This window comes from Acinetobacter legionensis (assembly GCF_048552295.1).
Classification (GTDB): Bacteria; Pseudomonadota; Gammaproteobacteria; order Pseudomonadales; family Moraxellaceae; genus Acinetobacter.
Genome location: NZ_JBIMCW010000048.1, coordinates 1 through 16,914 on the forward strand (window position 1 = coordinate 1; position 16,914 = coordinate 16,914).

Annotated in this window: 14 protein-coding genes; 9 read left to right on the forward strand and 5 right to left on the reverse strand. The window is 36.4% G+C overall.

Going from position 1 to position 16,914, the window contains the following annotated elements; genetic code table 11:
- Positions 1-333: 333 nt before the first annotated feature.
- Positions 334-849, forward strand: a complete 516-nt coding sequence (locus ACG916_RS20935) for a hypothetical protein (protein WP_419328853.1) — start codon at positions 334-336, stop codon at positions 847-849.
- Positions 850-1,524: 675 nt separating this feature from the next.
- Positions 1,525-3,102 (forward strand): sensor domain-containing diguanylate cyclase, encoded by a 1,578-nt coding sequence (locus tag ACG916_RS20940; RefSeq protein WP_419328855.1) that lies wholly within the window; start codon positions 1,525-1,527, stop codon positions 3,100-3,102.
- Positions 3,103-3,613: 511 nt separating this feature from the next.
- Here the strand turns inward: ACG916_RS20940 and ACG916_RS20945 are convergent.
- Positions 3,614-4,252, reverse strand: a complete 639-nt coding sequence (locus ACG916_RS20945; protein ID WP_419328857.1) for a TetR/AcrR family transcriptional regulator — start codon at positions 4,250-4,252, stop codon at positions 3,614-3,616.
- Positions 4,253-4,362: 110 nt separating this feature from the next.
- On the opposite strand from ACG916_RS20945, the gene ACG916_RS20950 reads away from it, so the two are divergent.
- Positions 4,363-5,883: a flavin-containing monooxygenase gene (locus ACG916_RS20950; protein WP_419328859.1), complete on the forward strand. Its 1,521-nt coding sequence runs from the start codon at positions 4,363-4,365 to the stop codon at positions 5,881-5,883.
- A gap of 87 nt (positions 5,884-5,970) precedes the next feature.
- Positions 5,971-6,807 (forward strand): SDR family oxidoreductase, encoded by an 837-nt coding sequence (locus ACG916_RS20955; protein ID WP_336954755.1) that lies wholly within the window; start codon positions 5,971-5,973, stop codon positions 6,805-6,807.
- 598 nt (positions 6,808-7,405) lie between these two features.
- Here the strand turns inward: ACG916_RS20955 and ACG916_RS20960 are convergent.
- Both ACG916_RS20960 and ACG916_RS20965 read right to left on the reverse strand, forming a co-directional pair.
- Positions 7,406-8,029: a LysE family translocator gene (locus ACG916_RS20960; RefSeq protein WP_419328861.1), complete on the reverse strand. Its 624-nt coding sequence runs from the start codon at positions 8,027-8,029 to the stop codon at positions 7,406-7,408.
- 10 nt (positions 8,030-8,039) lie between these two features.
- On the reverse strand, positions 8,040-8,615 hold the full coding sequence (locus ACG916_RS20965) for a PilZ domain-containing protein (RefSeq protein ID WP_004721776.1): 576 nt from the start codon (positions 8,613-8,615) through the stop codon (positions 8,040-8,042).
- 23 nt (positions 8,616-8,638) lie between these two features.
- On the opposite strand from ACG916_RS20965, the gene ACG916_RS20970 reads away from it, so the two are divergent.
- From ACG916_RS20970 to ACG916_RS20980, 3 genes are all read left to right on the forward strand, one after another.
- Positions 8,639-9,874, forward strand: a complete 1,236-nt coding sequence (locus ACG916_RS20970; RefSeq protein WP_336954758.1) for a lipoprotein-releasing ABC transporter permease subunit — start codon at positions 8,639-8,641, stop codon at positions 9,872-9,874.
- Positions 9,867-10,565 carry a lipoprotein-releasing ABC transporter ATP-binding protein LolD gene (lolD, locus tag ACG916_RS20975; protein WP_336954759.1) on the forward strand — a complete coding sequence of 233 codons (699 nt, stop codon included), beginning with the start codon at positions 9,867-9,869 and terminating at the stop codon, positions 10,563-10,565. Before ACG916_RS20970 ends, lolD begins: the two co-directional genes overlap by 8 nt.
- A gap of 162 nt (positions 10,566-10,727) precedes the next feature.
- Positions 10,728-13,154, forward strand: a complete 2,427-nt coding sequence (locus ACG916_RS20980; RefSeq protein WP_419328863.1) for a DNA internalization-related competence protein ComEC/Rec2 — start codon at positions 10,728-10,730, stop codon at positions 13,152-13,154.
- Here ACG916_RS20980 and ACG916_RS20985 read toward each other — a convergent pair.
- Positions 13,113-14,063: a lysophospholipid acyltransferase family protein gene (locus ACG916_RS20985; protein ID WP_336954760.1), complete on the reverse strand. Its 951-nt coding sequence runs from the start codon at positions 14,061-14,063 to the stop codon at positions 13,113-13,115. The two genes, ACG916_RS20980 and ACG916_RS20985, sit on opposite strands and share 42 nt — an antisense overlap.
- 137 nt (positions 14,064-14,200) lie before the next feature.
- Between ACG916_RS20985 and sppA the strand changes: the two genes are divergently transcribed.
- Complete coding sequence (gene sppA, locus ACG916_RS20990) at positions 14,201-15,232, forward strand: signal peptide peptidase SppA (RefSeq protein WP_419328865.1); 1,032 nt, start codon at positions 14,201-14,203, stop codon at positions 15,230-15,232.
- Positions 15,233-15,561: 329 nt separating this feature from the next.
- The gene (locus tag ACG916_RS20995; protein ID WP_336954762.1) at positions 15,562-16,374 is read left to right on the forward strand and encodes an alpha/beta fold hydrolase; all 813 of its coding nucleotides are present in this window, start codon (positions 15,562-15,564) and stop codon (positions 16,372-16,374) included.
- Between the two features lie 282 nt (positions 16,375-16,656).
- Here ACG916_RS20995 and ACG916_RS21000 read toward each other — a convergent pair.
- Positions 16,657-16,914: transposase (locus ACG916_RS21000; protein ID WP_419330733.1), on the reverse strand; the 258-nt coding region annotated here is incomplete at its 5' end.

Sequence of the window (16,914 nt, forward strand, 5' to 3'; positions counted from 1 at the left end):
GACCAGCTACCACAACAAAATAAGGTAGCTTAACTAGAGCAGAGTATCACTTATAAATAAGCTTTTAGTTGTTCAAACATGTGGGACCACCTCTAAAATGCAGCTAAATCTTCAGGTAAAAATATGACAGCACTAGATTGTGACCGACAGTCGCTTGAACGGGTGGTTGAACGCGCTAATGAGTTGGAACAAGGCAATGTGCGGGCCGAATATTATCTTGATCCATAATTTACGATTTCTCACGATGTTTAACTCATCGAAATGTTTTATAAAAAAGTATTTGTTCATTTTAGTGAAGATAAATAACCAGCGTAAGGAAAAGGAAACCTTCTTATGATCAGCAAACAGCAATTGACAACCAATAATCCACAACACCAAATGGATGGACGTAAATTTAGGGCTTTGAGCGTTTTAGCTGTATTAACACTAGGTTTGTCACTAACAGCCTGTGTTTCAACACCTAATCCTGTGCAACAAGCAGCTGATAAATTGGTTGGGCAACATGTAAATAAAGCGATTGGTATCTTTGGATCACCCACTTATCGCGTTCCTGCAAGTAATAATGGTGGCTCTGCAATGTGGGAAAATTCGGTTGTTTCCCAACATGTTGTACAACAGTTTGTGCAAACAGGAACTGAATATGCAGGGCAGCGTGTTGTTGGACAAACTGGTGGGCAAGGTGTTGTTGGTGCTATTTATGAAAATCAATATCGCCCGACTGGATATTATCAAAATGCGGTACAAGAGCGTGCTCAGTATCTGTGTAATATCACGGCATTGACAGGTCCAGGTGATATTATAACGAGTATTTTAGTGATTGGATGTAAGCAGAGCAAAGATGGTTTGTGATCATCAAAACCAAACTACAGATTTAATCTGACAGATTGCCCATAAGTGGATATCTGTCAGATAGCGTTAATAAGAAGACACACTTACAGAAAATCACCTAGATCAAAATATTTTATCCAAACTCTCAAGCTTCAATTTAGCAAAATATTTTTTGCCAATTTCACTTTCCTATTTTAATTTTACCCCTTCGCTATCGCTATACCAAGTAAGTTAAAATAAGGAAGGTTCAGTGAGTAATTCACAGTGCTTAGAGGATTCTAGCCATTTTAATTATTCAACCAAATCGAAATTAAAATTACAGTAACATGCTAAAAATGAAGCCTAACTCCGATCAATTTTTATTGGTCTTATCATATGAGTAGTATCTATCTCAAAGCATATATCTATGCAAAATAAAGTAATTGCAGTATTTTTCCTGTTATTTTTAGCTAATTTCCTTTATTTTTATTAATTAATATATTATTCATTTGCTTTCGTTTTTATCATTGATAGGCACCTTTAAAGTGGCTAAACTCCATTCACCAAAGCTAGATATTCTCTATGAATTTGGTATAAAGTATATTATGGGAAATCATTTAAAAATCATCAAAATAAATTAAACAATCATAAAAATATTGTAGTAATACTTAGAGAAAAAGAATAAAATTCAATCAAATGCTGTTTGCACATGACCTCATGAAACTGAAAAAACTCATATTTTGTCTAAAGTTAAATCTGAGAAAACTTATTCTATTTTTAGCAATATTCAGCATCGCTATTTTATTTATTGCTTCGCTTTTTGTGAATTATTCTATCCAAAAAAAAGAACTATTAGATACTTCGCTTTCGTTCAATATGGAATATGCCACAAAAATAGCCCAAAAAACTGATTCTCAAATTCAGACTGTGCTAAAACAGTTAAATTATAGTGCGTCTTTACTGGGTAATTCATTTAGTGATGAGCAATTTAAACAATCAGAAGTTGATCGACTTAAATTTCAATCTAATTACTTTGATAGTGTAATCATTTCAGATAAATATGGGCATGTGCTCAATTTCTCACCTTCAAAAATTGCCATTAATAAAAATGTAGTGAATTCCACACTGGGATTTAAACAATCCCTTAAAACTCAAAAGACCGTAATCACAAGCCCATATTATTCAATTAAAAATAATTTAATTGTTTTTATTTCTCAGCCTATTTTTGATAAAAACAAAAATTATCTGGGCTTTATTGGTGGTGCAATTTATTTAAAGGAAAAAAATATTATTAATGAGTTACTAACCCTAAGCTTTAACTATAAAGATAGTTATATGTATGTATTAGATAGTAATAGAAAAATCATTTTTCATCCTGATGCAAGTCGAATAGGCTCTCTTGCAACAGATAATACGGGTCTCAATTATATGACAAGTCATATGATCGGAAAAATAAGGCTCGTCAATAGCAAAGGGGTCGATAATTTAGCAGGCTTTGCAAGAGTAAGTCATACCAATTGGATCATCGTTTCCCAACAACCGACTCATAAGCTTTTAGAAAAAGTTCCTTATCTGATTTATAAAATTATTGCTTATATGCTTGTTTTTTATATTTTAATCTTTCTGATCATCTGGAAAATATCCTATTATATCTCAGCACCATTAAATCGCTTAGCAACAATGGCGAGTCATCTCAATAACCCAGAGACTGCAACTCAAATTAAAAATGTGGATGCTTTATATTATGAGGTAAGAAATTTTAAACGCTCACTGTTACAGAGCTCTTCAAATTTTAAGAAAAAAATATCTACACTCAATCACTATGTAAATACAGATCCGTTAACAGGACTTTATAATCGCAGAGGAATGGAATTACATATTGAACGCTTAATGAAAAATGAAGCAGCGTTTGCAATTATCACCGTTGATATCGATTATTTTAAAAAAATTAATGACCAATATGGGCATGAAAAAGGAGATTTAGTCCTGACAAAGACTGCACAAAATATTAAGGATTGTGTCAGGAGTGTTGATGTTTGTTGTCGGATTGGAGGAGAAGAGTTTGTGATTCTGAGTCCTATCGATAGTCAAAATTTAAGTATTAATATTGCAGAGAGGGTTCGACAGGCATTAGAAGTAACGCCAATCGGAGAAATACCCGCGATTACCGTGTCGATAGGGATAGCGCATTGGCCTGAAATTTCTACAGACATCCATAAGGTGTTTAAAGCAGCTGATGAATATTTATATTTGGCAAAGAAGGATGGACGTAATTGTATTCGTTATAAAAAATAGTTTTAAAAACGACAATTTATCTTCAAGATAAATGCATTTTTTGAGTTAATTTACGTACTATTTCTAATCTTAGGATGAAATGTAACAGTGTGTTGGGACTAGATCTGCGTCTAAGGGTGACTTTTCAGTCTCTACAAGATAACAATAATCCGTAGGCTTGTATGAGAAAAAAGAAAGACAGTTTAATTTAAGGTATGCTTAACCTAAATATATTTTTAACTTATTGAAAAAAAAGATCTTGGTGGAGTGTTGCTGAAATTCTATTCAATTTTATAATCAGCATGTTGCTTGACTTATTTTTTTCGGGATGAGGAGCTAAGCTTCTAATGAATAATCTTCTTATGCAGCTAGGCTCACCGCAAAACTCTCGACCGCCAGCAAGCCATGTAATGAGTCGTAGAAATAGCCTCAGACAGTTGTGGATGACATTTCCGAATACCCTATTTTTTCAAGAATTTTATATTGTACTCAGGTTAATTTATATTCTGTTTATTATGTTGATTGGCATAAATCAGGTTGATGCTTTAGCAACTCCAGCTACGATTAATTCAATAATCGAATCGCCATATTTTTTTAAACCCTTGAGATCTTCAGGATTGGCTAAAAAACGTAGAGCCCCATTGGTAATCATCCCAATGATATTATGTCCAGTATTTTCACAATCTAAATTCTCACGAAAAAAACCAGAATCTACCCCATGCTTTAAATAGTTAGCAGTAAAAATACCCGCCATTTGCATCAAGTTTTGAATAAATCTGGTCATTTCAGCATCTATCGAAGTTGCTTCAAGTAATAATAATTTTAGAGTTAGAGGATTCTCTTGTGCAAAAAGACGCAGGCGTTCAGAAATTCGCTGACACTGTTCACGGTATTCTTCAATATTATTCACCGCCTGAGGGGCATTTTCACCAGTAAGCAATGCCATGATTTTTTGCATAGTATCCGAAATAACATGCTGCAAAATATTGCGTTTATTTTCAAAATGGCGATAGAAAGTACCATGACCAATGCCTAAGCGTTTGGCAATATCTGAAATGGCTGTTTGATGGTACCCACGCTCAGAAAATTCTAAAAACGCAGCTTCTAAAATATCGGCTTGTAATTGGATACGTTGACGTTCTGCACGACGTAAAGTTGTTGGTTCATTCATAGGCAAAGAATACCAAATAAATATTCAAAATTGTTAAACAATGGAAATTGACAAGTCATTCCGTTTTTGACATTGTGTTCCCAGTGTTTATATTCTAAGCGATTTTCAACATGGAAAAAATGAAAAAAAATACAAAGGATGAAAACTTTTACAAAGTGATTATCGTGGGTGGCGGTTTTGCTGGTCTTGGTGCTGCGATCAAATTAAAACAAGCAGGGATTGAAGATTTCATATTGCTGGAAAAGGCTGCTGAAATGGGCGGGGTCTGGCGTGAAAATACTTATCCAGGCTGCGCTTGTGATGTACCATCCGCACTTTATTCATACTCATTTGAACAAAACCATGCATGGTCACGGGTATTTGCACAGCAAAAAGAAATTAAACAATATTTATTTGATGTGGTAGATAAGTACAAGGTCATGCCACATGTGCATTTGAATCGTGAAGCTTTAAAAGCACAATGGTCAGATGTAGAAAAGTGCTGGATTATCCAAACCGAACAGGGTGAGTTGCGCTCTGAATTTGCAATTCTTGCTTGTGGTCCTATGCATGAACCTGTATTGCCTGATGTTAAAGGTATTGAAACCTTTAAAGGGGAAATTTTTCATTCTTCACAATGGCGGCATGATTTAGACTTAACCGCTCAACGAGTTGCGGTGATTGGAACAGGTGCTTCGGCCATCCAGTTTGTACCGCAGATTCAACCACAAGTTAAACAACTGACGATCTTTCAACGTACTGCACAATGGATTTTGCCCAAGTCAGACATGCCATTACTTGCGCCCGTTCGTACCATGTTTAAGCTGTTACCGCTGACTCAACAGCTGATGCGAGGTTCAGTGTATGGAATTTTTGAAACGATAAATGGTGGAATTCAAAGTCCTGCGGCAATGAATCAATTCCAAAAATTAGCCAAATGGCATTTAAATTACCATATTAAAAATCCACAACTACGAGAAAAATTAACCCCAAATTTTATTATGGGTTGTAAACGTATTTTGCAATCTAACAATTGGTATCCTGCTTTAGCAAAAAATAATGTAGAGGTGATTGCCAGCGGTTTATCTGAAATAAATGGTAATACTTTAATTGCAAGTAATGGTGAACGTTGTGAAGCAGACATAATTATTCTTGGTACGGGGTTTGAAATTGCAGAACCGCCAATCGCCAATCGTGTCTATAACCGTTTTGGACAGCGGATGTCAGATGTTTGGCAGGGGAGCCCTGAGGGCTATATGGGAACAATGATAGAAAATTGTCCAAACGGCTTTCTGATGTTTGGTCCAAATGTCGCTGTGAGTTCCTCAGCATTTATTATCATTGAAGCTCAGCTTGATTATATTATTGATGCTTTGAAACAGGCAATTCAATTGGGCATCAAGACTATTGAACCAAATCCAAAAATTACAAAAGTCTTTAATGAAAAAGTCCAAGCAGCTTTGCAAACTACGGTATGGAACAAGGGGGGATGTCAAAGCTATTTTATTGATCGCAATGGGCGCAACAGTACAGTTTGGCCGTGGTCAACCTATAAACTCCGAGCAAAGATGAAACATTTTAATTTAGCTGAGTATTTGATTAATCATCAACCTGAACCAAGCCCAGTGTTAAAGCAAGAAGATATTGTATGAAAAAGGGATTTTAATCTTCATCCTATTCAAGCCTATAAAAGAGGATAGATGTGAAATGTACCAAGATTTTAAATAAAGGATAAAGCAATGTTTAAAAAACAAAAATTAAAAGGCAAAGTGATTGCGATTACTGGTGCCGCACGTGGCATTGGTTTAGCAACCGCGGAAGCCTTAATTGCACAAGGTGCAAAAGTCAGTATTGGTGATCTTGATTTAGCACTTGCTGAAAAAGAAGCACAGCGTATTGGTGCAAAAGCTTTTAAAGTGGATGTGCGTGATCGTAAATCATTTGCCCAATTTATTCAAAAAACCATTCAACATTATGGCAGTTTTTATGGTTTAGTGAATAATGCTGGGATTATGCCGATGGGGGCTTTTCTGGATGAAGATCCCGCTTTAGCAGATGCACAAATTGATATTAACTTTCGTGGTGTCATCATTGGCATGCAATTGGCACTTCCCGAATTGCTCAAATATAAACAAGGGCATATTGTGAATATCGCTTCACTTGCAGGCCGTTTTGCTTTGCCAGGTTCAGCGGTTTATTCTGGAACTAAATTTGCTGTGATTGGTCTCACTGAAGCAGTTGCAGGTGAGTTTCGTGATTCAGCTATTCAGTTCACTGCAATTTTACCCAGTAAAGTGCTGACAGAGCTCACCGCTGGAACTGAAAATGCTGCAAAAACGATTCCAGTTGTGACATCACAAGATGTTGCCAATGCAGTTTTGAGTGCTTTGATTAAGCCTCGATTATTTATTGCAGTACCTGATTACTTACAAACAGTACATAGTGCTTATGCCTTATTGCCGCAATGGGCGCAAACAGGTGCACGTCGTATCTTGGGGGATAATGGTATCTTGACTAAACTTGATCATTCTGCCCATTCAAGTTATGCCAAGCGAATTCATAAGTTGGCAGAATAATTGCTTATTAAAAAGAAACTTTTTAAATCAGTTCATTTGGCTCAAAGTAAATACTCCACTTTGAGCCATTTTTTATGGGTGTGGCTAAGATGGATATCATTGCATCTATATTCAATCTGTCAAAAAACTCAGACACAAGAGTAGAATTGATTTAATCAATATTATTAATTAAATTAACTATATGGAAGAAAATTTTTTGTTTATAAAAAAATTGCAATGCCACACCTTACATTGAAAGTTTAAATACCTTTGCGTAGGCGATGCATCACTTTTCGTAGGGGATGTCAAACTTTGCGCTGCAAACAAAGCTGTGCTTTGTTTTTACTCATGTGCGAGGGGTACGTGCTGTACCCCCGCCCAACGGCGACATCCATGTTAGGATCACTATCTAGGATTCAAAAGTACAAAAACGAATGAATAGCCAACAGTTTCAAAAAGTTTATACGTAACTATAAGCGTCATTTATGATCAATGACTTGATAGAGGTTATTTGTATGAATAATTAGATGGGTTGACTATACCTGAATGCGTATTACTGTAAAGCTGGTACTACCATATCTTACTAGGAACGTTTAAGTTTCTATTAGATTGATTTGTATTATTTTTTGGAGCTCAGCATGATTTGTGTTGCTAAGCCAAAAAATACTGTACCCATAAACCATTTTTGCATTTTTAACCAAAGCGCATGACGATTTAAAAGTTGGGTAAAAGAACTGGCAGAAAAAATAAACAACATGTTGATGAACAGACTAATCACAATTTGGACAATACCCAAACTAAGCGTTTGCACTAAAACATCGCCTTGATGTGGTTTGATAAATTGTGGCAGCAAAGCTAAGTACATCATCGCAATTTTAGGATTCAGTAGATTAGTCAAAAAGCCCATCAAAAATAGTTTTGAATTTGAATAAGATTGGTTGCTGGTAATCTCAAAAGGCGAGTGAGGTGATTGAATAGTTTTCCAGCCAAGATAAATCAGGTAGAACGCGCCAGCAATTTTTAAAATATCGTATGCAACTGGAATCGTCATTAATAAAGCAGTGATCCCAAAAGTAGCACATAGCATATAAAATACAAAACCGAGTCCTGTGCCTCCCAATGAAACCATCCCCGCAGTTTTGCCCTGACATAAGGACCTTGAGACCAAATAAATCATATTAGGGCCAGGGGTGAGTGCCATACCTAAGGCAATCAAGGCAAAAGCGAATAAAGTAGAGTCCATATGTTCAATATCAATTATTCTGTAGGGTGATGTTTTGTTGGATACATTCTGCGAGTTTGACTTTATCTTGAGGATGCAAGGTAATGAAGTAGGCACCTACACGATATTGCTCGTTTTCAGCAGGTTCAGAGTACGCAATTTGTGCCGTTGCTGCAATATGGAAGAAATTTTCAGGATGGCTCAGGGTGACATGAATAAAGCTACCTTGTTTCAGGTATTGTTGGCTGGTAAAACTAAAGCCACTTTCAGAAAAATTGACTTTTTGTGGCGTTGGTAACATGGTTTGTACAATAGAATCGTAAAGAGAACCAGTAATAAGGTTTAACTTTTGGTTGAATAAGGATAAGATTCGAGCAATTTGTTGATCTTTTTCATTTAATTGTTCTAATTCGTAGTGAAGTGCATGATCAAATTGATCTAATTCTGCAAGTAGTAGAAAATAGCGCGGTAATACAAAATTAGCATCATATGGATCGTTCAGCGCAACTTCTTCAGAAATGATTTGATAGTTGATCCTTAACGCAGCATCGATTCGTGACATGACACGACGTTCATTTGCTTCATTTTGATGCTGTAACGCTTCCATAAAACACCTCGGACTAGAATGGTATGTTTAAACCAATCTCGCTGTATATAGGGTTGAGATACACTCGCGCACGGCGTAGTAATCACTTTATTTCTTTTATCGCTTTGGTTTCCATGATCGGTCTAACCTTAGGGGTTGCTGTACTGATTACAGTTTTATCTGTTATGAATGGTTTTGACCGAGAGTTAAAGAACCGTGTTTTAGGTATGATACCTCAAGCCACTGTTTCTTCAACACAAATTCTAACAGACTGGCCTGTACTTGCAAAGAAAATTGAACAACATAAGCATGTGACTGGTGTTGCTCCATTTACCCAACTACAAGGTATGCTTACTGCACAAGGACAGGTCGCCGGCATCATGGTGACTGGTATTGAACCTCAATATGAAAAGAAGGTTTCAATTATCCAAAATCATATGGTGGAAGGTAGCATAGATCAACTAAAAAAAGGTGAATATGGCATTGTTCTAGGCAAACAAATGACTGATGCGTTAGGCCTTGGTCTAAATGACAATGTCACCTTGGTTTTACCTGAAGCAACCCCTTCGCCAGCAGGGGTTGTGCCACGTTTTAAACGTTTTAAAATTGTGGGTATTTTTAGTATAGGTGCGGAAGTTGATTCGAGTTTAGGTTACATCGCACTCAATGATGCATCTACGCTATTACGTCTACCTGACGGTGCGCAAGGTGTGCGTATGAAACTGGATGATATTTTCCAAGCGCCACAGGTTGCCAATGAAATTGTTCGTGAGTTACCAAACGGTTTCTATGCCTCAGATTGGACCTATACGCATGGTAATTTATTCAGCGCAATCCAAATGGAAAAGGCAATGGTCAGTCTATTGTTATTCCTAATCGTACTTGTTGCTGCATTTAATATTGTCTCTTCATTGGTCATGGTTGTGACGGATAAAAAATCAGACATCGCAATTTTGAGAACATTAGGCGCATCACCTGCAACAATTACCCGCATTTTTATGGTGCAAGGTACTGTGATTGGTGTGGTTGGAACTGTCGCTGGTGCAATCTTGGGGATTATCTCTGCCTTAGGAATTAGTAACTTTATTGGCTGGTTGAATACTGCATTTGGATTACATTTATTCGATGCTTATTTTATCAACTACTTACCTTCTTATTTAAGATGGCAAGATGTCGTGGTGATTGTGAGCTTGTCCTTGGGTCTCAGCTTTATTGCAACCATTTACCCAGCATTGCGAGCAGCTAAAATTCAGCCTGCGGAGGCGCTTCGTTATGAATAGTGCTACACAAAGTCCAGTGGTTTTAGAGGCACAAAATATCTATAAATCGTTTACTGATGGTAAGTCACATGTAGACGTGATTACAGGCTTATCCTTACAAGTAGCGCAAGGTGAGTTTGTCTCCATTGTGGGTTCAAGTGGGTCAGGTAAAAGTACGCTATTACATATTTTGGGAGGGCTAGATCGCCCTACCCAAGGTCTGGTAAATTTAAATGGCAGACGTTTTGATAACTTGGGTGAAGCTGAACGCGGTTTTTTACGTAATGAACATTTAGGCTTTGTCTATCAGTTTCATCATTTATTGCCTGAATTTACTGCACTTGAAAATGTCGCAATGCCGTTGATGTTAAGAAAAGATGCGGAGTATAAAAAGGTTAAAGAACGTGCTGAATATTTACTTGAACGTGTTGGATTATCGCATCGTTTAACACATCAACCTGGTGAGTTATCAGGTGGTGAACGTCAACGTGTAGCTTTAGCACGTGCTTTGGTGACACAACCGAAGTTAATGTTAGCCGATGAACCGACAGGGAATCTAGATCGCAAAACAGCAAAATCTATTTTTGAATTACTGCGTGATTTACGTGAGGAGTTCAATATGGCAATGTTGATTGTGACGCACGATGAGCAACTGGCAAAATCAGCAGATAAAATCCTACATATGCAAGATGGTGTCTGGATTGATGGCTAATTTTAGCACTCATTTGATGATATCATTCTAAAGTGAGGTATATTTTTTAAACTTAAGCCCAATAAATGATTGGGCTTAATCAATAAAACACTGAAAACAATAAATAGAAAAACTATGTATATATATATTGCTTTAATTGGATGGATATTGGGTATCTCTTTTATGGGATACCATTCACCAGCTTCTTTAACTCTCTTGGTATGGATTAGCTTAGCCTTAAGTCTTTTGCTATTTAAATTTTATCGGTCGAAGTATAGATTGATTAATTCCTTGGTATTTAAACTGATCTATTTAAGCTTAGTCGGTATATCATGTGGTCTAATCGGTTGGCATTATGCAGATTCAGCACTCGAAAAAAGATTAAGCTTACGTGATACATCAGCTCATCAAATTGAAAAAATTATTTATATTTCTAGCATAAATACGATTAAGCAAACCAACTCATCCTTTAGTTCCCAACTCCCCCGTACTCAACAGCGTATTCAACAAAAAGTATTGTTACTCGGACTAAAACAAGCCACACAAATGTTAATGTATCTGGATGATTCACAGTCTGAAATGATCCAACTAGGCCAATATTATCGAGTAAGAGGGCAAATCAAACCAATTCACGGTTATGCTGTCGCTGGTGCTTTTGATAAAGAAAAATGGTTTCTACAACAAAACATTCTCGGTGTATTCAAGGCTCACTCATTTGAACATATCGATGAAATTCAAGTGAAACAGTTGGGTTATACATCCTTTATTCGTCAACAGAATACCTTGCTTTATAGAGCTCAACTCAGTATAGAAAAGTTACGTCTAAAATTTCGCCATTGGATTGCAGTTTCATCATTACATAATAAGGGATTGCTCTTGGCCTTATTAACCGGTGATGAAAGCTTATTGGCGAATGAAACACATGAGTTATTTAAAAAATTGGGCATCTCTCATTTACTTGCAATCTCTGGACCGCACGTATTAATTTTTGCAAGTTTGTTTTGTTTTTTGTTTAATTCAATCATTAAAAAAGCTTATCCACAGATTTTTTTGAGAATTCCACAACCTTATTTATTGATCTTTCCTTTTTTAGCCTGTGTGGTGTTTTATAGCGCTTTTGTTGGTTTTGAAATTCCCGCGTTAAGAACCATGCTGACAGTCACAATTTTGATTTTTATTATTTTATTCAAGCAAAAAATTCAACCTCTTAAGCATCTATTATTGACAGCCAGTATTTTATTAGTAATTGATCCTTTTAGTATTCTATCTTCTGCTTTTTGGTTATCCTTTGGTTCATGTTTTATTTTGATTCGTGTCTATCAGACTGTTCAGCAACATTCGAATCAAACTGTAGAGACATGGAAAACTAAGACTAAACTATTTATACGAGTATTAATTGATTCGCAATGGAAAATATTTATTGCATTATTACCAGTGGTGCTGTGGATATTTCAACAATTTTCATGGATCACACCCTTGAGCAATTTGATCGCAATTCCAATGATTGGTGCAATAATTGTTCCTATTGAAGTCATGGCGGCATGCATGAGTATACTTTTTGATCCTTTAGGTGGAGTACTCTTTAAAGTTTCTGATATTTTTTTGTCTATATTGTTGTATTTACTGGAAAAGTTGGATCAGTTTCTCAATTTTAAATTGAATTGGTGGGCATTCAATTCTTTGCAAATTATTTGCATTGCTTTGACTGTGTTTATTATCTTTCTGCCCAAAGGTGTGCTTCCCAAATTTTGGGCAATACTCTGCTTAGCACCGTTAGTAATATCACATAAAAATTCTTCAAGATTCCAACTTGATGTCATAGATGTTGGGCAAGGACAGGCAATTTTTTTAAATTTGCCTGAACATAAAATGCTGATTGATACAGGTGGCACATTTGATGAAGAGCAATTCAGTATTGGTAAAAAAGTCATTATTCCATATCTTATGCGACAAGGCATTGCTCAATTGGATCAAGTGATTCTGACCCATTTAGATCAAGACCATAGTGGTGCATTTGCAGAAATAGAGAAGGTCGTCAAAATTGACAAAGTTTATTCAAATGAAATAGATGAGCTGCTTAATCAGCATAAATTTGAGTATTGTCATCAAGGGCAATATTGGCAATATGAAGATGTTCGGATTTCTGTTTTGGCGCCTGCTAAAAATAGCCTAAGCAAAGCTCGGTATGACAGAAATGGACTCTCATGCATCATTTATATTCAAGTTCCTCAGTCGAAATCACATCAAAATTTTTTATTGATGGGGGATGCTGGGTGGGAAACGGAATATAATCTATTAGCACAATATCCAGATTTAAAAGTAGATGTCTTAGTGCTAGGTCATCATGGTAGCAAAAATAGTTCTTCATACGACTTTTTAAAGCAATTACAACCTAAACTTGCGATTGTATCGGCTGGATATGCCAATCGCTATGGTCATCCACATCCGATTGTATTGAAACGGCTAGAGGCTTTGAATATTCCAGTCAAAACCACTATTGAACAAGGTTCTATTCAATTTAAGCTAAATTCGCAAGGGCAGATGGAGTTGATAGGTTATCGGCAAAACTTAAAGTGGCTCGCTTCCCATGATCGTCTCATTGCGGATTGAATTGATCATTTCCATCGCTTCTTTATTGGGAACATTATAAATCTGTTTTAGTTTTGGGTGAGCTTTAAAACGTTTATAACTCCAGTGATAATGTTCTGGGTATTGGCAGATTAATTTTTCGAGCGCAGTGTAAATAATATGTGTGCCCTGATTTGCATCGACCTGATAGATATTTTCATCAATAGGTTGAACGACCATATCAAAACCCTGATTTTCGTTTCTAATAGCATATAGCAAGAGTGCTTTGGATTTGGTCTTTTGGATCAGCTTTGCACTTAAATTACTTGAAAAGAGTGGAATCCCAAAATACTCAATAAGTTCTCCCCCTTGATGTGGCGAATGGTCAGGCAAAATAACGGTGGTACCTCCTTGTTTTAAAGCTCTAAATATTTGCCGGACGCCAGATTCATCTGTTGGAACCAGTGTGGCATTTTCGCGACCTCGCGCAGCACGTACGAAACGATCTGCACTTTCATCTTTAATTGGTTCATACATAATGGTCATTTGCGTATATTGGGCAAACCATGCGTTCATAATTTCCCAAGTACCGAAATGAGGCACGACCAGTACAAGGCCTTTTTTTTCCGCAATTGCTTCATGGAAATGGTGCTCACCTTCAATATGGTGAATACGGTCGATATTTACTTGATTTGAACTTCCCCAAACCGTAAAAAACTCCATATAAGACTGTAATTCATTGCGAATTGCATGCTCTGTAATTCTTTCGCGTTTGGATTTATCTAGGTCTGGAAAGCAAATTTCAATATTTAAACGAATGGTTTCAGAGGTTTTGGTGATACGTAATAAGTTGACAAGTCCAGCCAAAATGCGCGCGATAAAACGTGCGATTGGGATCGGCAGTCGACTGAAAAAATTGAGAAGTCGCGAAGTTGAGGTTTTATCAGTCATCCGGATCTAAAATTAAAGCGCAGGTTAAGTAATAGTGAGATTTAGCAAATTATTATAAGTTAAATCGTAATGATTAAATAGATTATACGGATTCCGTGTATATAATGAAGCATGAATAATTAATTTGGATGGTATAAATGTCAGATTGGCCGCCGAAACCTCAAAATGACAATACAAATTTGAATTCCTCTGCGGGTCAACAGCCTACAGGACAGGAATGGAAGATCTTAGAGAAAGCTGTTCTTGCTTCAGTTGAAGAGCAACGCCGTACTCGTCGCTGGGGGATCTTTTTTAAAATACTCACTTTTCTTTATATTCTCTTTGTCTTAGTTGCACTGGGTAAGAGTTGTTCATTATCAGGGTCAGATGATGGAACAATAACTTCAGAGAATCATTTAGGGGTTGTCAATATCGTTGGTACAATTGATTCAAGTAGTCAAGGTGTAAATAGTACCGATACGATTAAATCATTAAAGAAAGCATTTCAAGCAAAGTCTGCTCAAGCTGTAGTATTGAATGTGAATTCCCCAGGTGGATCACCAGTTCAGTCTGATGATATTTGGCAAGAGATTCAGTACCTCAAAAAACAAAATCCAGAGAAAAAAGTATATGCTGTGATTGGTGATATGGGAGCTTCAGGTGCTTATTATATTGCATCAGCAGCAGACGAAATTTGGGTAAATCCATCGAGTTTGGTGGGATCAATTGGTGTGATTATGCCGAACTATGGGGTAAATGGTTTAGCGCAAAAATTAGGTGTTGAAGACCGAACGATGACTTCGGGAAGTAATAAAGACATACTGAGTATGACGAAACCGATTAATCCAGAACAACGTGCGCATATTCAAGCTTTATTGGACAATGTACATGATCACTTTATCGATGCTGTGAAAAAAGGTCGTGGTGAAAAGCTGAAATCGCAAGATCCAGCGATCTTCTCTGGTTTATTCTGGACGGGTGACCAAGCAATTAAATTGGGTATCGCAGATAAAGCAGGGAATATGGAAACATTAAAACGCGAATTAAAAGTGAAAAAGACAGTTAATTATACGGTTGAACGTAGCCCATTTGACTCAGTTCTAGGCCGTTTAGGTTCAGAAATGGGTCATGGTTTAGGTACAGCCGTGAGCCAGAAACTTGGTATGAATCAAGATGTGAAAATGCAATAGTTCAAGTCTGGTAGATCAGTAAAGAACAATATATTGTATTCTTGTTCTTTACTGAGCCATACAGGATAAAAAACAAAAATATGAAAAAAGAAGATGAAAAAAGAAGATGAAAAAATAAGTCCAACACGATTCTAAAGCTCTATTTTCTTCTTACTTTATGCCATTTTAGCTGGTTTAAACCTGTTTAAGTCATTTGAATGACATCGCTTATTGTAAAACAATAGCAGTGAGTTCACTTAAAATATTTAACTGAATCCAATTTATCAGCTACAGTATTTGCAATTCGTCATATTCAGAGCGTAACACAAGACATGGTTAGTCTATCTCACATGAAACCTGTTATTCATTTTGCCCATGCCAATGGTGTGCCATCTAAAGTCTATATGAAACTATTTGATTTATTGAAAGATCAATATGATGTGATTTATGTTTCTTTATTAGGCACAGATCAACGTTATCCTATTGATAACAATTGGTCGAATTTTGCAGATCAAGTGATTGATAGTATTGTGCAACAATCTAATGGACGTAAAGTCATAGGCTTAGGTCATTCATTAGGCGCTGTTGCAACTTTTTTAGCGTCGTTTAAACGTCCAGATTTATTTGAACAAGCAATTTTATTGGATCCTCCATTGATTATGGGAACCGCATCCTTTGTCTTTAATCTTGCAAAGAAATTTTATCCTCAAAAAATCGATGCGATGACACCAGCTCACCTCAGCTTACGCCGTCGAGATCATTGGGAATCGCGTCAACAAGCCGCAGAATTGTTACGTCCAAAGGGGTTTTATCAGCATTTTGACGCAGATTGTTTTAATGCTTATATCGATTATGCGCTAACAGAAGATCATGTTCGTGGTGGCGTGACTTTGACCATTCCTAAGGATGTTGAAGTTGCAATTTTTAGAACTGGTCCTTCTTATTGGTGGTTACCTCATCCACAACCACAAGTTCCAATAGATTTAGTTATTGGTTCTGAGAGCCCTTTTCTAAAACGTAAATTTCCACAAATTACCAAAAAGAAATTTAATATTCCTTTTACTCTGACGGCTGGAGGACATATGTTTCCTTTAGAACATCCAGTTGAAACTGTTAACTTAATTAAAAAGTTGATTCAACAAAATTTATCTAATACCCATTAATCAGTGTTGAATGGGTTACAGATTGTACCTCTCTCTATAGTCAACCTGTCAAAAAACTCGGACACAAGAATATAATAGATTTAATTAATATTTTTAATTAAATCTATTATATGGAAAGATAAATTATTTGATTGTAAAAAGTTTGCAATACAAAATCTTACATTCAAAGTTTAAATATCTTTGCGTAGGCGCTGCCTCATTTTTGCACGACAAAAACCAGTGCTTTGTTCTTGCTCAGATGAAAAGATACCGTCTTAACTGTCAAGCAAATTATTTAAGGATTCATGCCTGATAAGGTTGTTGGTTTTTAAGAACACCATAGCAAAGATGAATTAACTTTCGCATAGCAGCAGCAATCGCTACCATTTTAGTTTTCCCTTTCGCTAAGAGCCGTTCGCTCAACTCTTTAATGTGAGGATTGTACCGAGTTGCAACAATGGCAACCATATATAAACCCGATCGAATTTTAGGTGAACCGGCTTTAGATAAGCGACTTTTTCCAAGCACAGAACTACCAGATTGTCTATGAATGGGAACTAA